17 protein-coding genes and 1 pseudogene are annotated in these 20,142 nt (G+C 62.2%); 7 read left to right on the top strand and 11 right to left on the bottom strand.

What is annotated here, in order from left to right; translation table 11 throughout:
- Nucleotides 1–3: 3 nt before the first annotated feature.
- The 4 genes from FF124_RS14460 to FF124_RS14445 are packed head-to-tail and all read right to left on the bottom strand — an operon-like array spanning nt 4 to nt 4,847.
- Nucleotides 4–1,029 (bottom strand): MBL fold metallo-hydrolase, encoded by a 1,026-nt coding sequence (locus tag FF124_RS14460; protein ID WP_138749188.1) that lies wholly within the window; start codon nt 1,027–1,029, stop codon nt 4–6.
- Nucleotides 1,017–2,759 carry an ABC transporter permease gene (locus tag FF124_RS14455; RefSeq protein ID WP_246072447.1) on the bottom strand — a complete coding sequence of 581 codons (1,743 nt, stop codon included), beginning with the start codon at nt 2,757–2,759 and terminating at the stop codon, nt 1,017–1,019. The genes FF124_RS14460 and FF124_RS14455 overlap by 13 nt, the downstream gene beginning before the upstream one ends.
- A gap of 5 nt (nt 2,760–2,764) precedes the next feature.
- On the bottom strand, nt 2,765–3,739 hold the full coding sequence (locus tag FF124_RS14450) for an ABC transporter substrate-binding protein (protein WP_138749187.1): 975 nt from the start codon (nt 3,737–3,739) through the stop codon (nt 2,765–2,767).
- A gap of 25 nt (nt 3,740–3,764) precedes the next feature.
- Complete coding sequence (locus tag FF124_RS14445) at nt 3,765–4,847, bottom strand: ABC transporter ATP-binding protein (RefSeq protein WP_138749186.1); 1,083 nt, start codon at nt 4,845–4,847, stop codon at nt 3,765–3,767.
- A gap of 533 nt (nt 4,848–5,380) precedes the next feature.
- Here FF124_RS14445 and metG point away from each other — a divergent pair.
- Nucleotides 5,381–6,934, top strand: a complete 1,554-nt coding sequence (gene metG / locus FF124_RS14440) for a methionine--tRNA ligase (RefSeq protein WP_138749185.1) — start codon at nt 5,381–5,383, stop codon at nt 6,932–6,934.
- A gap of 507 nt (nt 6,935–7,441) precedes the next feature.
- Here metG and FF124_RS14435 read toward each other — a convergent pair.
- Both FF124_RS14435 and FF124_RS14430 read right to left on the bottom strand, forming a co-directional pair.
- Nucleotides 7,442–8,335: a DMT family transporter gene (locus FF124_RS14435; RefSeq protein WP_138749184.1), complete on the bottom strand. Its 894-nt coding sequence runs from the start codon at nt 8,333–8,335 to the stop codon at nt 7,442–7,444.
- 137 nt (nt 8,336–8,472) lie between these two features.
- Nucleotides 8,473–9,384, bottom strand: a complete 912-nt coding sequence (locus FF124_RS14430) for a LysR family transcriptional regulator (RefSeq protein ID WP_187326945.1) — start codon at nt 9,382–9,384, stop codon at nt 8,473–8,475.
- A gap of 161 nt (nt 9,385–9,545) precedes the next feature.
- Between FF124_RS14430 and FF124_RS14425 the strand changes: the two genes are divergently transcribed.
- The 6 genes from FF124_RS14425 to FF124_RS14400 all read left to right on the top strand — a co-directional run bounded on the left by FF124_RS14425 (nt 9,546) and on the right by FF124_RS14400 (nt 16,069).
- Nucleotides 9,546–10,433 (top strand): carbon-nitrogen hydrolase family protein, encoded by an 888-nt coding sequence (locus FF124_RS14425; RefSeq protein ID WP_138749182.1) that lies wholly within the window; start codon nt 9,546–9,548, stop codon nt 10,431–10,433.
- Between the two features lie 80 nt (nt 10,434–10,513).
- Nucleotides 10,514–12,106, top strand: coding sequence for an ABC transporter substrate-binding protein (locus tag FF124_RS14420; protein ID WP_246072444.1), 1,593 nt, complete (start codon nt 10,514–10,516; stop codon nt 12,104–12,106).
- A 9-nt stretch (nt 12,107–12,115) separates the two neighbouring features.
- Complete coding sequence (locus tag FF124_RS14415; RefSeq protein ID WP_138749181.1) at nt 12,116–13,771, top strand: dipeptide ABC transporter ATP-binding protein; 1,656 nt, start codon at nt 12,116–12,118, stop codon at nt 13,769–13,771.
- Nucleotides 13,768–14,700, top strand: a complete 933-nt coding sequence (locus FF124_RS14410; RefSeq protein ID WP_138749180.1) for an ABC transporter permease — start codon at nt 13,768–13,770, stop codon at nt 14,698–14,700. The genes FF124_RS14415 and FF124_RS14410 overlap by 4 nt, the downstream gene beginning before the upstream one ends.
- On the top strand, nt 14,697–15,551 hold the full coding sequence (locus FF124_RS14405; protein ID WP_138749179.1) for an ABC transporter permease: 855 nt from the start codon (nt 14,697–14,699) through the stop codon (nt 15,549–15,551). The genes FF124_RS14410 and FF124_RS14405 overlap by 4 nt, the downstream gene beginning before the upstream one ends.
- 26 nt (nt 15,552–15,577) lie before the next feature.
- Nucleotides 15,578–16,069: a hypothetical protein gene (locus tag FF124_RS14400; RefSeq protein ID WP_138749178.1), complete on the top strand. Its 492-nt coding sequence runs from the start codon at nt 15,578–15,580 to the stop codon at nt 16,067–16,069.
- 203 nt (nt 16,070–16,272) lie between these two features.
- Here FF124_RS14400 and FF124_RS14395 read toward each other — a convergent pair whose 3' ends face one another.
- From FF124_RS14395 to FF124_RS14375, 5 genes and pseudogenes are all read right to left on the bottom strand, one after another.
- Complete coding sequence (locus tag FF124_RS14395; RefSeq protein ID WP_425462536.1) at nt 16,273–16,869, bottom strand: OB-fold nucleic acid binding domain-containing protein; 597 nt, start codon at nt 16,867–16,869, stop codon at nt 16,273–16,275.
- Nucleotides 16,782–17,111, bottom strand: coding sequence for a PHP domain-containing protein (locus FF124_RS21040; protein ID WP_138749177.1), 330 nt, complete (start codon nt 17,109–17,111; stop codon nt 16,782–16,784). The genes FF124_RS14395 and FF124_RS21040 overlap by 88 nt, the downstream gene beginning before the upstream one ends.
- Entirely contained in the window at nt 17,108–18,454 is a 1,347-nt protein-coding gene (locus FF124_RS14385) for a Y-family DNA polymerase (RefSeq protein ID WP_138749176.1), read from the bottom strand. Before FF124_RS14385 ends, FF124_RS21040 begins: the two co-directional genes overlap by 4 nt.
- Before the next feature lie 16 nt (nt 18,455–18,470).
- Nucleotides 18,471–18,689, bottom strand: a pseudogene (locus FF124_RS14380) (damage-inducible protein); the annotation flags it as partial.
- Between the two features lie 18 nt (nt 18,690–18,707).
- Nucleotides 18,708–20,045 (bottom strand): SGNH/GDSL hydrolase family protein, encoded by a 1,338-nt coding sequence (locus FF124_RS14375; protein ID WP_138749175.1) that lies wholly within the window; start codon nt 20,043–20,045, stop codon nt 18,708–18,710.
- Nucleotides 20,046–20,142: the final 97 nt, after the last annotated feature.

The raw sequence follows: 20,142 nt of genomic DNA, 5'->3' as shown, positions 1-20,142 counted from the left end.
GGTCTATATCTCCGTCTCGCGTTCCAGTCTTAGGCGCGGGCCAAGGGCACGGGCAAGTTCGGGCGCCGTGGTCATGTCGACAAAGGCGGGGAGAACCTGCCGGGCCCCGCAGTGATCGGCAAGCGCCAGAACATCGCCTTTTCGCGGATGGACATTCCACGGCAACCAGATTGCCTCTTCGCGCTCGATCAGGTCCGCAGCCGGGGTGCCATTGGGAACATGGCTGGAAAAGATGAAGCGAAATCCGCCCCGTCGCAGAAGTTCGGCGGAAAGCCCGGCCTCGGCGTTTGATTCCGTTGCGACAATCACCTGATGCGGTTCGGCGCTTTGGCTATTCACGACAGGAAATTTCCTCCCCGTCGCCGCCTCGACTTCTCTGCCGATCAATTCGCTCACATGCACCGCGTGTCCGTGCGAGGCCATTGCGAGTGCCATATCGGTACCCCGCCCGGCAGCGGGACAGCAAAGCACGGCACCCCCCCTTGCACAGTCGGCCATCACCGATATCTGATCGTCGAGATCCTGCTTGCGGTCACCATAGGAAGCGTCGATCAGAAGGGTCGATGCCGGCGGCGGAGGGTCGAAAGGCATTCCTCGCGATTCGAGGCTGATATCGCCTGTATAGACGAAGCCGCCTTTCTTCGTCTCCATATGAAACCAGACGCCCCCCGGCGCATGGCCGCAGCGGCCGGTTGAGAAGCGCAAGCCGGCGACATCAAAGCTGCCCGTTTCGGGAATAGCATGGGCCGATCTGCCGAGAATGCCGCCGGGAACGAAATCCAGTGTTTTCTCGGTGGCAAAGACGGGCGGGCTGCCGATCTCGCTCAGACGCAGAAGTGAACCGGCGTGATCGGTATGCGCATGACTGAGGAGAACGGCATCCACGGTGCCGACCCGGCTAATGTCGGGGTGCTCGCCTGCTTCCAGACCATCGCCGAAGTCGAGCAGGACACGCTGTTCGTTCGCTTCCACAAGGAATATTGCGGCACTCTTGCGGTTCAGACCGCTGATGACTGTCAGTCGTGCCAAGGCAAAACACCCTGCGGAAGTCTTCTGGCGAAGGTCAGGCTGAAAAGCATCAGCACAAGGATGACGGCGACCATCAGGCAGCCGACGGCGGCGGCCAGCGTCGACGACCCGGCTTCCTCCAGGAAGATGATCATCGGCCCGATCGTCTGCGCCCGTGATGAGACGAGCAGGACCGAGGTCTGGATCTCGTTGATGGCGGTCATGAAGACAAGGATGGCGGAGGCCGCCGCCGCCGGCGCAAGAACCGGCAGAATGATGTCCCTTAGTCTGCGAAAGACGCCGGCCCCCACCACCTGGGCGGCCTCATCCAGCGACCGTTCGATCTGCGCGAAGCCGCCCAGGATCGGCTGCAGCGCCAATGCCAGGAAATTCGAGAGGTAGGCGGCGAGGATGACCCAGACCGTGCCGTAGAGACTTGTGCCCAGGACGGGCAAGGGTTTTAGGAAAAACAGGATCATCGCCACGCCGATGATGATCCCGGGAAGCGCATAGGCAAGCTGTGAGGAGAGATAGAGCAGGCGCGGGGTTACGCCCTGACGCCAGCTGAGAAAATAGCCAAGCGCAACCGAAACCGGAATGAGGACGGCAACGGCAAGTCCCGTCAGCCACAGGCTGGTAAAAAAAGCCTCCCGGATGCCCTCGTGATGGAAAAGCGCGTTTGCAAAATTCTCGAAGGTCAGTGTTTCCGCATTGAGCGGTTGCCCGTAGCCGCGCACGAGAGCCGAACCGGCGAGGGCCGACAGCGGCAGAGCCAGGGCAAGCACAAGGTAGCCCCAGGCCAGAGCGGTGACCGGAAGGCGAAAGCGGGAAAGCGGGAACTTGAATGGCCTGGACGCGCCATCCACGCGCTGGTCGCCCATACGGCTGAGAAAGCCGGCAATGCCCATGCCGAGAATGGTCAGGGCGGCCAGCAGCAGCGCCAGAAGCGCCATGTCGTTGAGCGCCGACGGACCGTAGGAATTCAGTTGTCGGTAGATAAGCGTGATCAGCGTCGGGACCCGGGCCGGTATGCCGAGCATGGCCTGGATGCCGAAATTGCCGATCGACGAGACGAAGGCGAGAGCCGCGCCTGCGAAAATGCCGCCACGGATCAGGGGCAGAATGACACCGAGCGTTGCCCGGAGAGGCGAAGCGCCGACCGCCCGAGCCGCTTCAACCAGATCGGCCGGGACACGGCGCAGGTTGGCGCGCACGGCGAGGAACACCAGCGGCGCGTTGTAGAGGCCGAGCAGAATGACGATGCCGCCGGCAGAGTAGAGCGGATGCCGCATGCCGGGTTGAAGACTGATCCCCAGAAGGTTCATCACCGGGCTTGCCGGCGAGAAGGCCTGGATCCAGGCGAGCGCGATGACCTGCGGCGGGATCATCAGCGGCAGCACGAAGCCGAACACCCACGCCGTCCGCCCGTGCATGTCGCTCACGCCGACGAGAAGCGCGGCGATCGTTCCGGCGAACGTTGCAAGCGCAGTGGCCGCGAGCGAAATCCAGATCGTGTTGACGGTCGCCTGGAAAACGCGACGGCCGCCCAGGACATCGGCGATGCGGTCAAGCTCGAACCCCGTGCTCGTTACGAATGCGGCGTAAACGAGCCGTCCGAGCGGCAAAATCGACAGGATGCCGACAAACAGCGCCAGCGCCAGCATCAGCGCGCGCTCGTTGCGCAACAGGTTGCCGAGGGAGGAGAGCGTCCAGATCGGACGCTCTCCCGTGGCTGTGGTCGAAAAGGACATTGCGATTACAGACCGAAGATATCGGCGAACTGTTCGCGCGCCTGATTATTGTTCTTGACTGCCTCATCGACATCATAGCCGATCAGCTTCATCGAGGAGAGATCGGGATAGCCTTCGGGTGCCGCGACGCCCGGCAGAAGCGGGATATTGCCCTGGGCGGCAACCAGTTCCTGCCCTTCCTTCGAGAGCAGGAAATCGACGAATTTCTTCGCGGCTTCCGCGTGTTCTGTCGTGCTCATGATGGCGACCGGCTCGCCGATGAAGGACACGCCTTCCTTGGGGGCAATATAGTCGACGGGCGAACCGTCTGCCTTGGCGCGCAGCGTGTTGGCGTCGACGATGATGGCGTATTTTGCCATGCCGGAGGCAACCGCCTTGGTTGCCGGGCCGTTGCCGCCCTCGGGCACGATGTCGAGATCGTTCAGGCCTTCATAGAAGTCCCAGCCGATCTCCGGCGTGTTGATCAGGGCGTGAAGGTGGTTCAGCGCCGCGCCCGAATAAAGCGGGCTCGGAACCGCGATCATGCCGCGATTGTCTTCGACCAGAAGGTCGTTCCAGCTTTCGACCGGTTCGGCAATCTGGGTGTTGTAGGCAATGCCCGTGGTGATCGCCTTGGTGCCGAAGAAGGTCATTTCCTTGTCGTAGGCGGCCTTGTCGTAACCGTCGACGGGCGCTTCCGGATAGGCCATCAGATGGCCATCGGCCTTCAGCGTGCCAAGGTTGATCGGATCGGCGACCAGCAGGACGTCGGGCTGGATATTGCCGGCTTCGATTTCGGCGCGCATCACGTTCATCAGCGCCGAGGTGCCGTTGCGGGTCCAGTTGACCTTGATGTCCGGATTGGCGGCCTCGAACGCGTCGACGGTTTCCTGGGCCTGTTCCGGCGGCTGGCTGGTGTAAAGCGTGATGGTTTCCTCGGCATGGGCTGCCGTGAAGGCAAGCGTGCTGATGGTCGCAAGGGCAAGCATGGAGAGTTTCATCGGGGATTTCCTCGATTGTTGGTGCTCAGTGGGAGGCTTCTTCTGCTTTCGGGTCCGGCAGGACCCAGCCGTCTGCAAGCGTGACGGCCACGCGCTGCCCGGCTTCGATGCGTGCCGGGGCAGGGACGTTCATGAAAAAGGTGTGCTCATCCGGACCGAGCGAAAGCTCGACCCGCAAGATGTCGCCGCGATAGGTGATGCGGCGGATGGTGGCGCCAAGGCCGCCGGTTTCGGTCAGCTTCAGGTCGCTCGGATGAAAGGCGACGCGCGCTTCAGTGCGGGGCTCGGCCGAGGGCCGGCTGCGCACCCGCACCTGTTCACCAAAAAAACGGGCGAAGCCATAGCCGCTGCGATCGGGCTGGAAATCTGTAATCGGCGCGATCTGGCCTTCGCCGATAAAGGTCGCGACCATGTCATTTGCCGGTTGGCTGTAAAGTTCGGAAGGGCTGGCGAACTGGCTGATCCTGCCCTTGTCCATCACGGCGACCCGGTCAGCCAGCGCAAGAGCCTCCGACTGGTCATGCGTGATGTAGAACATCGTTGCGCCCGACGTCTTGTGGAAGCGGGCGAACTCTTCCTCCATCTCGCCGCGCAAATGCACATCCAGATTGGCGAGCGGCTCGTCAAGAAGAACGAGGCCGGCATCCATGGCAAGGCAGCGGGCAAGCGCCACGCGCTGGCGCTGTCCGCCCGAAAGCGCGGCCGGCCGGCGGTCCGCGAATTCCGTCAACCCGACCGTTTCAAGAACACGGGCCGTGCGCTTCTCTCGTTCGCCGCGCCCGAGGCCCTTGATCTTCAGACCATAGGCGACATTGCCGGAAACCGTCATGTGCGGCCACAGCGCATAGCTTTGAAACACCACGCCGATGCCGCGCTCTTCAGGCGCGACATGCCGTCCCTTTCCGGACAGGAGCGTATCGCCGACCAGGATCGACCCGCGGTCGATCGGCTCGAAGCCGGCAAGCGCGCGCAGCAGAGTGGTTTTGCCACATCCCGAAGGCCCGAGCACAGCAACGAACTGCCCAGAGCGGATGGAAAGAGAAATGCCGCGCAACACGCTGGTTTTGCCGAAAGACTTGTCGACGGTCTCGATTTCGATCGCGCTCATACGTTTTTTCCGAAATGCCGGTCGCAGACTGGAAATCCGTCCGAAGACCGTGGGAGAGGCGTTTTGCACTGCTGTGCAATCTTCGCCGCCATCAATGCACCGGGCGTATGACAGTTCTGTTTCAGTGCGTTTTCGGTTTTGTGAAAATTCGTCTTTCGAGGGCGTAGTGTTCGCTGTCGATCATACCTCGGCTTGAGATCATTCAGGTTTTGACGGCGAGTGGGGCGGGGCTAGGCATCGGCCAGTGCACACTACGAACCAAGACCTTGCCATGAGCGGCTGAATGGGGGCCGAAGGCTGACCGTCGGGTTTTCGATTGAAAATAGGCGATAGCCGACGTTTGCTTGCTTAACTTGGCTCGGTCTGGTAATTCCATTCCATGGACAAGAACCGCATCAATATTGCAGTGATGATGATGCCGCGCTTATAGCGTGGCGGGTTCTGTGCGTCCTGATGCATCAGCAACCGCCCTTGGGGCGGTTTTTTGTTGGTCCATCCGCCTCATGGGCATTTCCTATGGAAGGAAAGAGCCAATGAGAGACAAGAAGAGCTACATCACAACATCCATTCCCTATGTCAACGCAGCACCCCATGTCGGTTTTGCGCTCGAGCTCGTGCAGGCTGACGCCTACGCACGCCATCACCGTCTGTTAGGTCACGACGTGCGGTTCCAATGCGGCACTGATGATAATAGCCTCAAAAATGTTCGCGCCGCCGAACTGGCAGGTCAGCCTGTGCAGGACTTCGTCGATACCAACGCCGAAAGGTTTGAACGCCTCGGTCGACAGCTCGATATTTCCAATGACACGTTTATTCGCACTTCCTGCAATACGGAGCACACCCTTGGGGTTCAAACACTGTGGAACGCGTGTCGAGCAAGCGGCGACCTTTACCGCAAAGCCTATGAGGGCCTCTATTGTGTGGGGTGCGAGCAATTCTACGACGCCGAAGAACTCACCGACGGACATTGCCCGGAACATGCCGCCCCCCTTGAAAGTATCAGGGAAGAGAACTGGTTTTTTCGCCTCTCCCGCTACGGCGATCAGCTTCTGGAGAGCATCGATTCTGGCAGGCTTGAGATTTCCCCTGCCCATCGGCGAAACGAAATCCTGGCGTTTATCCGCCGCGGCCTGAATGATTTCAGCGTATCACGCAGCCTCGAACGCGCCCATGGCTGGGGTGTGCCCGTTCCAGGAGGAGATGATGTTGTCTATGTTTGGTTTGACGCACTGGCCAATTACTTGACAGGCCTTGGTTACGGCTCGGGTCAGACGCTTTTTGAACACTATTGGAACAGCGACGGTCAACGCGCGCACTTTGTTGGCAAGGGCATTACCAAGTTTCATGCCATTTACTGGCCAGCCATCTTGCTGTCCGCCGGTCTTCCCCTGCCCTCTAAAATCTATGTTCATGGCTATCTGACTGTGGATGGCAAGAAGATCGGTAAGTCGTCGGGAAACGGCATTGACCCGATTTTAGTGATTGAGGATTTCGCCACACCGGATGCGCTTCGCTATTATCTCTTGCGTCAAGTCCGCGCCACAGAGGACGGCGATTTCTCCCAAAAGCGGCTTGAAACCGCCTGGTCGGGCGAGCTTGGTGGACAATTGGGCAACCTCCTGAACCGCGTTCTCACCCTTCTTTCCAGCGTATTTGACGGGGCTGTGCCAGTCGTCCCGGAAAATGACTTCACACGAAAAGCAGAACAATTGCATCAGAGCGTTGCAGAGACATTCGAAAAATACGAGTTACATGCAGGGCTCGCAGAGATTTTCGCATTTGTCGGTGAAGCCAATGCCCAGTTTGTCAGGCGTGCACCTTGGGTGGATGCCAAGGTCTTAGCTGGAGACCTCGGAGTCGATGAACGTGAAGCGGTTTTATCTCGCCTCGGAGCATCATTGGCCGAACAGATATTCGCTCTTGCCCATGTCGCGCGCTGCCTGCTGCCTTTCCTACCACAATCAGCCCATGCGCTGCACGAAAAGCTCGGCCTTCAGGTGCCGGACCGCTATGAAGACCAGCTCATCGTGGCTGGCACCAAAACATCCCATTCAGCGGTTCTTTTTCCAAGAAGGGTAAGACCATAAGAACGCGTAAAGAAGCGCTCCAATGCATTAACAGCTTGGACCATTCGGTCTTCTGTGCCAAATCCGGCGAATGGCTGTTTTTCGGCTTTGAGCCGAACACTCTTAATGTCCGAAATGGGGGCGCAAGGCGGACAGTTCAGAACTGTGCAGCGCACTTGTGACCTTTCTGTTCCGAGGCGTAGCCCCCACGCGACAGGTTGTCTGGATCTAAAGGTTTGCCCGTCTTGGGGATGGGACAATGGGACGGTCGCAGTATTCTCAATATTGGTGTTTGTCAGGCCGTGTAGGTTGGCGGCGAAAGTTGGGTCCGCATCATCTATAGCTTGGTCTCCGCAATCATAATTGCCGATTATCCGCGCCATAATCGATCGCAGAAAAAAACGAGGGTCGGGCACCGAGAGTTTGGTGTGAACAATTAGAAGCAGAGGGCGCGCTGCGGGCTACTGTCCACATCATAGGGCGCTTTGCCTTTGCAGTATGTACGCCAAGTTGGGCAGCGTGCGGGGCCTAGTTCCGCTCGCGCAGCACGATCACTCCGCTTGCAACGATAATGGCGCTACCGATCATCGACATGACATCTGGGCGCTCGTCTAGGAGGAGAACGCCAAGGAAAAGGGCGAAGAGCAGGCGGGAATAGCGAAAGGGCGATACCGACGCAATGCGCCCCGTTCTCATGGCGAGCGTCAGGCCGCAATAGCCGAGCATGCCGAACAGCATCGCCGCCGCCAGCACGCTCAAGGTCGCGACGTCAGGCATTGCGCCGCCGCCTGAGAAGGCAAGCAGGACGGCGCCGGCGAGCGTCAGCATTGAGAAGCCGAGCACGCCGATCTGTGCCGTGGTCATGGAGACCGGCGCTGCTCGGGTCGCCAGATCCCGTCCGGCAAAGCCGATCGTGCCGAGAACCGCAAAGATCGCGCTTGAGCGAAAACCGTCCAGACCGGGACGCAGGATGAGCAGCACGCCGATGAACCCGGCAAGGATCGACAGCCACTTTCTGAGCGTGACCTGCTCGCCAAAGAACAGGATGGCGCCAAGAGCCACGATCACCGGCGCAGCCTGCAGAATGGCGGAGGCATTGGAAAGCGGCGTCAAGGCCAGAGCCAGCGCGTAGAACAGGCGGCCGCAGATCTCGCAGAGCGAACGCAGCAGCATGACTCTTGAGAAAACAGCCGGGTGCACGGCGCGCTGGCCCTGGAGGCGCGCGAACAAGGCAAAGCAGAGCGTGCCGACAAGGCCGTAGATCACCACGGCCTGTCCCACGGGGATCGCCGTCGATGCCTGCTTGACCGCCAGATCCTCAAGGGCGAAGGCGCCCATGCCGAGGATCATGTAAAGCGCGCCCCGCGCCTCGGCAGAAAATTGATCCGGCCCGTTCAGGCGCCGAGACAGCGACAACGCCATCAAAGACCTCAAAGCTGGTTCAGAGTGAGTGCCAGTGCAGTATTCAGGCCTCTATCGGCGAGCAGCCCGGAAATGTAAAGCGGATCCCCGGAACGAGGGAAGCGGCCGCCATTTCGTCTTTGACCGGTTGACGGGCTTCAGGCCGTGGGAAGCCCATCCTGCCACTTTAGGCCGCCTTGCTTGATCAGCCATTCGGTGAGGGCGATTGCGGCGCGGCGGTTCATCCCATGCTGCGATAGCTGCAAGTAGTAGACGGAGGCCTTGTCGATCCGGATATCGGACAGGCGCACCAGCTCGCCGCTTTCGAGATAGGGCTCGATCAATGCCTCGCGGCAAAGCGCGACGCCGAGTCCGCGCCGCGCCGCGTCGCAAATCAACGCCGAGCCCGAGAAGAAGAGCCGCCTTTCGTCTCCATTGTCGTGCTCTTTGATACCCGCGGCGCAGAACCATGTACGCCACATGCGCATGTCCTCGTCGTGCAGCAGCGTCGCGTCGGCGATATCGGCATCGCTCCGGATCGCGTGACGGGCCTGGTAAGACGGCGCGCAAACCGGGATCGCGGCTCCGGGAATGATTGGCTCGGCGCCTTCGGGAAGCTGGCCGGCGAGGGAAAAGCCGATCAGGAGATCGGGTTCCGGGCTCACCGGATGGTCCGAAACATGTTCCTGGATGTACACCGAAACGTCAGGGTTCGCGGCCATGAAGGCTTCAATCTCGGGCAGCAGCCAGTTGGGAATGACAAACCGGAGCGACGCGATCGAGACCGGCAGCCTTTCTCGCATGGTCAGCCGGTCAATCTCATGGCGGATTGCGCCGAAACTCTCGTTGATGACCTGCGCCAGGCTTTCCCCGGCCTCCGTCAGCGCGGTCTGCCGCCCGTCGCGACGCATCAGGCGAATGCCAGCCCAGTCCTCGATCTGCTTCAGCTGGTGGCTGACGGCGGAATGGGAGACGTTCAGCGCCCTTGCCGTCGCGGTCACTGACCCGTTCTGGTGGAAGGCCTCAAGCGTCTTCAGCGCCCTCAGCGGGGGCAGGCGATCCTGCGCCATTCTGGTCGCTCCGTTCGCAAACTCATGAAATGTTAGTTTTATAGACGAGAAGAGGAAATTTTGTACTTTTTTTGTCAAATATCTCATTCTAGCCTGTTGGTGAGATATTTTTCGGCGCTGCCTGTTTCTGAGGCAGTGCAACGCGGCCGGAGGGACCGAGGATGACCAAAACATCAGCCCCAAGCGACGATCGCGCGACCATACGGCTTGCGATGGCGCAGATGTGTTCCTCGAACACGCATGCGCGCAACATCGAAACCGTCGCGGGTCTTGCCGCCGAGGCCCATGCGGCGGGCGCCGAGCTTCTGGCGCTTCCGGAAGCCTCCGGCATGGTCAACAAGGATCTGGCCTCCGCGCGCCTTTCCGTCACCGACGAGGCGCGCGATCCGTTCATTGCCGCCTGCAGGGAACTCGCGGCCAAATACGGGCTTTGGATCCACACCGGCTCGACGCCGCTTGCCGGCGCGGATGGCGGCCGTTTTTCCAACACCAGCCATCTTATCGACGCCAGCGGCGCGATCGTCGCGCGCTACGACAAGATCCACCTGTTCGACGTCGACCTGCCGGGCGAGGTTTCGCGCCGCGAATCCGACCGCTATGCGCCGGGCGCAGGGGCCGTGCTGGCCGAAACGCCGTGGGGCCCGTTCGGCCTGTCGGTCTGCTATGACGTGCGCTTCCCGCATCTTTACCGCGACTACGCCCATGCCGGCGCGAAAATCCTGTTCATCCCCTCCGCCTTCGCCATGTCGACGGGTAAGGCGCACTGGCCGACGCTGTTGCGCGCCCGCGCCATCGAGAACGGCTGCTTCGTGGTGGCGGCCGCCCAGTGCGGCCATCATGATGACGGGCGCGAGACCTGGGGACAATCGATGATCGTTGATCCGTGGGGCACGGTTGTGGAGGACATGGACAAGCGCATCGGGCTTGCGGTCGTCGATCTCGACCTTTCCAAGGTGGCGGCGACCCGCCAGTCTATTCCGTCGCTCGCCAATGAGCGCCACTACAGCTTTGAACCGGTAGCGGCACGCCGGAGGCAAAAGACCGCCTGAAGCGCCGCGGCAGCATCGTCATGCAAAACCGGCGGCCATTGGATGCCGCTATAAAACGACTTTCAGAGGGACCGCATATCATGTTGAAACGAAGAACGCTCCTGACCTCCGCCATGCTCGTGCTGGGCGCTGGCGTATCGCCGCTGGCCACTGCGCCGGCCTTCGCCGAGGAGGATACGCGCCCGGATTTCGCCTTTGCGGTCGACAATCTCTGGTCGACGCTCGATCCGGTGATCGGCCTTTCGACGACCGGCGGCCGGGTCTACGGCAATGTCTTCGATACGCTGGTGAAGCGGAACTATTTCGAGGATCCGGAAGGCAATACCATCATTCCCGGGCTCGCCACGAGCTGGGAACAGGTGACGCCGACCACCTGGCGGCTGCACTTGCGCGAAGGGGTCACCTTCCAGAATGGCGATCCGATGACGGCCGAGGACGTCGCCTTCTCGCTGTCCGAGGAGCGCCTTTGGGGCGAAAAGCCGCTGGCGCCGCGGGGCAAGAACTATGCGCGCGGCCTCGTCGGCGTCACCGTCGTCGATGACTACACCGTGGACCTCGAGACCGCCTATCCCGACGCGACCTTCATCAACCGCCTGACGACGCCGATCGGCTATGTACTGCCAAAAGACTATTATGAAAGCGTCGGGACCGAGGCCTTCGGCCAGAAGCCGATCGGAACCGGGCCTTACATGGTCACCGATTTCGACCCCTCCGACCATGCCGTCGCCGTCGCCTATGACGACTACTGGGACGGCGCGCCGCCGCTGAAGAGCGTGACCTGGAAGATCGTCCCCGAATTCTCAACCCGCTATGCCGGCCTTGTGTCCGGCGACTACGACCTGATCATGAGCGTTCCGATCGACCAGATGGAATCGGTGGAGGCAACCGACGGCATTCATCTCGTCGTCGACCAGATCGGCAATTACCCGATGTTCGCCTTCAACACGCTCACCATCGAGGGCATGGACGACAACCCGCTGTTGGACGCCAATCTGCGCAAGGCGATGGTGATGGCGATCGACCGCGACGCCATCACCGAGGCGTTGTGGAACGGCATGACGTTCACGCCGGCGCCGTTCAACTTCCCGGAATACGGCCCCTATTTCGATCCCGACCGCAAGGCGACCTATGGTTATGATCCAGAACGCGCCGCCGAGTTCCTTGAGGAAAGTGATTATGACGGCCAGACGCTGACCTGGAACATCGTGCGCGGGTTCTATCCGAACTACGAGGCGGCCGCCGAATACATGGTCGAGATGTGGCGCGACATGGGCATCAATGTCGAGCTCAACATCGTCGACAATTTCTCGCTCGCATATCAGCGCCCGTTCCACATGCTGAATATGTCGATGTCGTCCGAGTTCACCGGCGACCCCTACCGCCCGCTGTGGCTGGACTGGGGTCCGTCTTCGAGCCGCGTCACCGCCGCCCACCGCACCTGGACGCCGACCGAGGCTTTCCTGGAGGACGGCGAGCGGTTCGAGCGGGCGCAGACCTTCGAGGAGAAGAATGCCGCCTATCTTGACCTCGTGAAGGACTGGGAAGACGTGACGCCCGGCATGTATCTGTGGCGAAACGTCCAGACCTTCGCCATGAGCGACAAATATGAGTGGGATCCGGGCAGCTCGCAGCTGACGATCTTCACCAGCGACTTCCTGACGATCGAACCCTAGGAAACGCCGGTGCCCGAGAATGCGTCGGAACTGCTCGACATCCGCGGCCTGACGATCGCGCTGCCGGAAGGCGCTGACCGCGACCATGCGGTCAGCGCCCTCGACCTCTCGATCCGGTCGGGCGAATGCGTCTGTCTCGTCGGCGAGAGCGGCTCGGGCAAGTCGATCACCGCCCAGGCCCTGCTCGACATGCTGCCGCGCGGCCTGAGGAAGACCGAGGGCGCGATCATGTTTGAGGGCGCGCCGCTGCCGGCGGGCGATCCCGCTGCCATGCGCCGTATCTGTGGCGACCGGATCGGCCTGATCTTCCAGGAACCGGCGGCCACCCTTGATCCGGTGATGACGGTCGGAAAGCAGATCGAGGAACTCCTGAAGGTTCATGGCATGGGTTCGGCCCGCGCGCGTCGGGACCGCGCTCTGGAAATGATCATGGCTGTGCGGCTTTCCGATCCGGAACGCATCCACAAATCCTATCCGCACCAGCTTTCCGGCGGACAGGCGCAGCGCATCGCGATCGCCATGGCGCTGGCGCTGAAGCCGGCGTTGCTGATTGCCGACGAGCCGACGACCGCGCTCGATGTGACGACGCAGGCGGAGATCCTGGCGCTGATGCGCGAACTGCAGCATGAATTTCGTGCCGGGCTGTTGTTCATCACCCACGACCTTTCGGTTGTCGCCGATATCGCCGACCGGGTGATGGTCATGCGCGAGGGCGAGATCGTCGAAAGCGGCACCCGCGATGCGATCTTCGAAAAGCCAAGCCATCCTTACACGATCCGCCTGCTGGAAAGCCTGCCGCGGCCGGGCGCCAAGTCCCCGGGCCAGGGCAAGCCGGTGGTGCTGGAGGCGCGCGATATCGCCATCACCTATCAGCAGCGCGAGGGCCTTTTCGGCAACCGCGCCATCGAGGCGGTGCGCGGGGTATCGCTCACCCTGAAGCGCGGCGAGACCCATGGCCTTGTCGGCCAGAGCGGATCGGGCAAATCCTCGCTCGTGCGTGGCATCCTCCAGCTCGAACCGCTCTCCGGCGGAACGGTGCTTCTCGATGGCATCGATATCGCCGCCACTGGCATGAGCCGCGCCATGCGCAAACGCATCCAGTTGGTGCAGCAAGACCCGTTCAGCGCGCTCAACCCGCGCCAGAAGGCCGGGTGGAGCGTTGCCGAGGGCGCGCTGATCCATGGCGCGACGCGGCGACAGGCGGCCGAGCGCGCCCGCGAGATGCTTTCGCTTGTCGGCCTGCCGGAGCAGGCCTTCGACCGCTTCCCCCACGAATTTTCGGGCGGCCAGCGCCAGCGGCTCTGTATTGCACGTGCGCTGGTGGTCGAGCCGGAAATCCTGGTCGCCGACGAGGCGATCTCGGCGCTCGATGTCTCGATCCAGGCCCAGATCCTCGCATTGTTCGCCTCACTGCAGAAAAAGCTCGGATTCGCCATGCTGTTCGTGACCCATGACCTGCGCGTCGCCGCTTCGATCTGCGACGCGGTGACGGTGATGTATCGCGGCGTGGCGGTGGAGCAGGGGCCGGCGTCGACGGTGCTGGTGACGCCGTCCCATGACTACACCAGAACGTTGCTCGAGGCGGTTCCCGACCGCGCCGGCCGCGCGACCTCGTCTCTCGCGCGCGTCGGAAACGCTGCAACCACGGAAGGTGATCCTATATGACCCGGGTGATCCTGTTCCGCATTCTGCGCTCGCTGGCGACACTGCTGATCGCGGTGACGATCGTATTTTTCTTCATCCGGCTTTCGGGAGATCCGGCGCAGGCGCTGGCCCCGCCCGACGCGCCGCCCGAGGTCGTGGAGGCCTATCGCGTCAAGCTGGGACTCGACAAGCCGCTGCCGGTTCAATACGTGAACTACGTTCTCGGCCTGTTTCAGGGGGATTTCGGCTATTCGATCCACACCGGAAAATCCTCGCTGACGCTGTTTCTTGATCGGCTGCCCGCGACCTTGATGCTGGGCGGAACGGCGCTGGCGATCGCGGTCATCTTCGGCATTTCCATCGGCGCGGTCGCGGCGCTCAACCGTAACAGCTTCATCGACCGGCTGGTGATGGGCTTTTCGGTCTTCGCCTTCGCCATGCCGAACTTTTTCTTTGGCCTTGTGGTGATCCTCACCGGCGCGCTGGTGTTCGGCGTGTTCTTCGGCGCGGCGGCCAATGGCCATATCTCGCTGCTTCTGCTCTTGCCGCCGGCGGCCACGCTGGGGCTCGCCTCGATGGGCGCCTTCGCCCGGTTCACGCGGTCTTCGTTGCTGGAGACGATCAACCAGCCCTTCATGATGGCGCTCGAGGCGCGCGGCGTGCCGGCTGCACGGCGGCTGTGGCGGCATGCGGCGCCCAATGCGGCTATTCCGATCGTCACCATGCTTGGCCTCAGCCTCGGCAGTCTGGTCGCCGGCGCGGTGGTGACGGAACAGGTTTTCGCCTGGCCGGGCGTCGGGCAATTGCTGGTGCGTTCGGTCGCGACCCGCGATATCGCCGTGGTGCAGTTCCTGGTGCTGGCCGTCACCTTCTCGATGACCTTCGCCAACCTCGCGGTCGATATCCTCTATTCGTTTCTCGACCCCCGAATCCGGAGGGCCGCGTCATGAGGACCTTCCGCGATATGCCGCTTGCGGTGCGCATCGCCATCGGCTTCGTCATCCTGTTCGTGCTGTTTGCCCTGTTCGGCGGTTTCCTGACCCCCTACGATTTCCGCCAGACCTCGCTGCTCGACCGGTTCGAGCCCCCGGTCTTTCTCGGCGGGACGTGGGACCACGTACTGGGCACGGACGGACGCGGGCGCGATCTTCTGGCGCGGCTAGCCATGGGCGCGAAGGTGACGCTGCTGGTTGCCATTTTCGGCACGCTGATCGGCGCGGTGTTCGGGTCGCTTCTGGGGCTGATCGCCGGCGGGCGGCGCGGCAAGGCCGACACGCTGATCATGATGGCGGTCGACGTGCAGGCCTCGGTCCCGATCATCATCATCGCGCTTTTCGTGCTGGCGCTGTTCAAGAGCAGCCTGCTGCTGATCGTGATCATGGTCGGCTTCAGCGGCTGGGAAAATTACGCGCGTCTGGTTCGCGCCTCCACGCTTTCGGTGCGCGAACGCGGCTATGTGACGGCCGAGAGGGTTCTGGGAGCGTCGTCCGCGCGGATCTATCTGCGCTATATCCTGCCCAACATCTTCAACGTCATCCTGGTGCAGTTCACCATCAACCTGCCGCTGACGGTGCTTCTGGAAACGGCGCTCAGCTTTCTCGGCCTCGGCGTCCAGCCGCCGATGACAAGCCTTGGCCAGATCATGAGCGACGGGCGCGACCGGCTACTGACCTCGTGGTGGCTCACCATGTTCCCCGGCGCCATCATCTTCTTCCTAGCGCTGTCGGTTTCGATCGTCGGCGACTGGCTGCGCGACCAGCTTGATCCAACGCTGCGCAATGCCGGCCGCCGGGGAACCTGACCCGCTCCTTCCCTTCCGACAATAGAATGAAAGTGACCACCATGCTGATCGAAGCTCTCGCCACGGGCAGGGGCCTTCCCGCCATCCAACCTAAGCTCTTTGACAACGCCCGTCTGAGCGGCGTCTACCGTTCCAAGCATCCGCAGAGCTACTGGAGTAACGGCCTGTTTCCAGCCGGCTTCCGTCTGACGCTGACCATGCGCTTTGCAGAGAATTTTCTCGCCTATGAGGGCGTCAACGATACCAATCCCGACAAGCTCTACATCAACAAGTTCGATGCGACGCTCGATGACAAGCCCGCGCCGATCGAAGGCAATGCACGCTATAACGAAGTGCGCATCCGCCAGCTCGGCGACCGCGAATTCCAGGTGCTGGAGCAGCTCGACGGCGATGTGATCATCGGCCAGTACTGGTGCTTTTCCGAGGATGCCTCGACGTTGATGCGCTGGGGCGTCGGCAAGGCGCCCGATGGCGGCTCGAAGGCGTTCTTCGAGGCATTTGGTCGTGTGAAGGAGTAAAACAGGCGGGTTGTAGGCGTTCGACACTTGTTTGGCAGACGTGGTCCGTATCGGATAGGTCCTCTCTGTGACGGTGATGAGGATATGTTGCAATAACGGCGAAGGGTCTTTTGCTTTTACGAGGTCTATTCGCTATGGAGCTTTATGTTGGAACCTCAGAGACACCCCAAGCTCATTACCAGGTCTCTGATGATGAGTTTCCACTATCGAAAATCCCGCGTCTTCACCTTGATCTCGTCGATATGCCCGTAGGGATCGAACATATCGCGCGGCTTCGCAATCCCGCGTGGATCAGGCGCCGGCGATCCATGATGAAACTCATCACCCCGCCCGTGCGGAAGCGGAAAGGCTTTATCCCGGCTGCCGACGCTCGCAAGCTCGCCGGATAGATCTATTAGCTCGCGGGCAACGATATGGACAACCTCGCCCTCTCGCTGCACCCGTCCTTTGACGCCAAGCATGCCGGAACCGAGAACGGTTCGGCGGTATTTCTCGAACACCTTGGCCCAGACGACGAGGTTGGCCACGCCGGTTTCGTCCTCAAGTGTGATGAACATCACGCCTTTGGCCGAGCCGGGTCGCTGGCGCAGCAGAACGAGGCCCACGAGGTTGACCCAGCGACCATCACGCAGGGAGATAGCTTCGGCGCAGGACCTTAACCGCTGGCGGGTGAGTTCCGACCGCAGGAACGAAACCGGATGCTTCCTGAGGGTTAGACCCAGATGGCCGTAATCCTCGACCACTTCCCGGCCGGCCTCCATGGGTTTCGGAAGGGGTTCCGGCTCGGCCTGTTCTGGCACAATGCCGGCCTCGCGCCTTGCGGCTGCGGCAAAGAGCGGTAGCCGACAACCAGTCGGACGCCGGTCTGCCGTGAGGCTTCGAATGCCCTGACGACGCCAGCTAGCGAATTGCGGTCAACAACACCGATGGCCTCGATGCCAAGGTCGGCGGCGCGGGCGAACAGCTCGTCGCAACTGCTCGCCCCACGCAGAAACGAGAAATGGGTGGTGACCTGCAGTTCGGCGTAGCGCGGCCCGGTCATCCGAAGATCCCATGGATGAACCAGCGTTGCGAGCCGCTATCGGCATGCTCGCCGTCGCCGGAGCGGAAAAGCCAGTAGCGCTCGCCGGCGTCGTCCTCGACCCGGAAATAATCCCGGACGGCGGTCAGTTCGGCATCCCGCTTCCACCATTCGCCGCGGACCCGCTCCGGTCCATCGGCGCGACGGATGCGACGCCGCACGCCGCGCCAGGTGAACCAGACGGGCGGATGATCGGGGAGGAGCGCCATGGTCTCGACCGGCTCCGGTCGTGGCAGCAGCCGCGGCGGTCGCGGCCAGTCGCCGTCCCATGTGAGGCCGGTTTCCGGTGCCAGCGGGGCAATACGGGCGACGGAGCGTTCGGGTACATCGCTTTGAACCGGCACGAAACGGCAGAGCCGGTGTTCGCCGACGCGATTGGCAAGGACATCAACCAGATCGGAGACATCGGCTTCCGGCTTCTCGACTAGGGACGAGATCGTCTGCTTCTCCCGCAAGGGTTCGGCATGGATGGCGACCAGCACCATGATCTCGATCCCGAAGCCTGGATCGACGGTCTCCAGCCTGTCGCGAAACAGGCGAACAAGGCGTCGAGGGTCACGAACTGGCTGGGCCGTACCGACGCGGATGAACTGCATGGTGTTGTCGACGCGGTGGAACAGAAGATCCAGCCGCCGGGCGCCAAGGCCGCGCTTTTCGAGTTCAAGACAGAGGGCGTCTGCGAGTTTCCCGATATAACGGGCGATGGTTTCAGGCGCGCCGATCGGTTCGGCGAAGGCCTTGCGCACCTCGACCAGCTCCGGCGAGCGGATCGGATCGACCGGTTCGGCGATCCGGCCAAGCGCCTGGTCCAGCCGCCGGACGACTTCCGGGCCGAAGCGCAGGGTCAGCGGCGCGCGCGGCTGATCCAGCAGCTCGCCGATAGTCTCGAAACCGAGGGTGTGCAACTCAGACACTGTCGTAGTATCGAGCCTGAGCGCTGATAGCGGCAAGGTTCGCAGCATCGCCTCGCTTTCGCCCGGTGAAATGACGATCGCGGGTCGTGCCAGAAACCGGGCAGCAGCATGCGCGGCGCCCCAAGTGTCCGCGATCGCCGCCCGGGCTTCGACAGCGGTGGCTGCAAAGCGCCTGATCATGTCGACAAGCATGGCTTCCTCTCCGCCATGCAGATGATCGGCGCCGGTCGTATCGATAACCAGGCCGTCCGGAGGGGCGGCCATGACGACGGGCGAAACCCGCCGAAGTGCCCAGAGCGCCAGCTTGTTCAGCCCCTCGGTCTCAGCGGCAGGATCTGCATCTGCGATCACCAGGCCCGGCACAAGGGCTTGCGCCTTGGTGACGGCCATGTCGAGCGGCGCATCAGCGGGAGGCCGTCATCGAGAGACGCGCGGTCTCCGCAACAACCGCACCGAGCCCGCCATGGCGAAGCCCTTCCTCGAAACAGGCAAGCAGCGCCTTCTCGTCGCCGGCCTCGACATGGATCACCCGGTCGGGCTGAAGCCCGGCCGGGGCGATCGCCGGCGCAGAGAGATCGGGACGCGTGACCACCCAGAGCACCTTGCCTCTCGCGCGTGCGGCAATAACGAAGGTCGCGAGCGGTTATTCGAACAGGCTCAGCGGGATGGCATCGGCCATTGCCCGATATCCTTCGGGGCCGGGGTGCAGGCCATCGCCCGAATCGAAGAGCGGCGCAAGGCGCATCGGGTCCTCGGGATCCTGGGCGATTCTTGCAAAGTCGATCACCGCATCGAAGTGACCCGGCGCGCGGATCCATTCGTTGATCTGCTCGCGAGCCGCATTGTCGAGCTCGCCCGGATGATAATAATCCGATGCGCCATCGGGCATGATCGTCCCGCCGATCGCAACGATACCATGGGCGCGGGCGCGCTCGACCATTTGGCCCAGTGCGCCGATGATCCGGTCGGTCAGGTCCTGATGCGCTTCGGCGCTCGCCGGCGCATCGAGGGTCAGCGTGCCGAGATCGTTGATGCCTTCCAGGATAATCATATACCGCACGCCCGGTTGCGCCAGCACATCCCGGTCGAACCGCGCAACCGCATTGGGGCCAAGTCCGTCTTCCAGAATACGGTTGCCGCCGATGGCGAGGTTCAGCACCGAAACGTCGCGGGTTGCCGGGTTTTGCTGCAGCCGTTCAGCCAGAATATCGGTCCAGCGATCATTGCCGTTGGTGGTCGTTCCGCGCCCGTCGGTGATCGAGTCGCCCAGTGCCACGATCGCGCGCGCGTCCTCGGCGGCAGACACCGCGATGCCGGCCAACTGATACCAGTGGTCGACGGTCTTCGCATCGCTCAGCACGGCATCGTCCATATGGCGACCCGGCAGGTAATAGCTGGTCGTGCGCGAGCCGGGATGTCCCGTCTGCTGCGCCGGGGCTTGCGGCAGATGCATCGTCACGGCGAGGCTCGTCAGCGGCTTGGCGACGAGCGCGACCGGGTCCGACCAATAGGATGCGCCCGCCGGGACGGTGACGCTTGCCTTGCCGTCAAACAGCACCGCATGGTCGCTGTCTGCGATGATTTGCGAGGTGGCCGGATCGGCCGAATAGGCAATATGCACCGCATCGACGACCAGAGGCTCGGTGCCAAAGGCGTTGGAAATCTGCACCTGCAGCATTTGTCCGCCAAGCGTCGTGCGGAGGACCTGGCGAAGCGTCGCGTCGGTGAGTTCGGCATCGGCAAGCGCATTTCTCGGCTCGGGGATTTGCTGCGCGGAAGCCCAGCTTCCCACCCAATGCGGCTCTGCCTGCTGCGCCGCCGCTGGCGATGCGAGCAAAGCCAGCGCCGCGCACAGCGCAACCACGAATCCGGCCCTGTGGCCTCGGTGCGCGTTCCTGTCCTGCCGCAACGCGATTTTCCGGCGCTGAAGCTTGTCTGTCTGTGCCAGATCGACGGGCAGGATTGTCCTTCTAGGTGTCATAAACTCAGTCCTTGGCAAGTTGCCGGTTTGCTTGCCGGCAACTGTTTACTTCCGGGAAAACGGGCACTTCGGAAACAAGGTTGGTCCCCCGAGCCCC

Origin of the sequence: Martelella lutilitoris (genome assembly GCF_005924265.1) — a bacterium.
Lineage (GTDB): Bacteria > Pseudomonadota > Alphaproteobacteria > Rhizobiales > Rhizobiaceae > Martelella > Martelella lutilitoris.
Note: the sequence above shows the minus strand (reverse complement) of the source record. Positions and strands in the feature narration are given on the sequence as shown.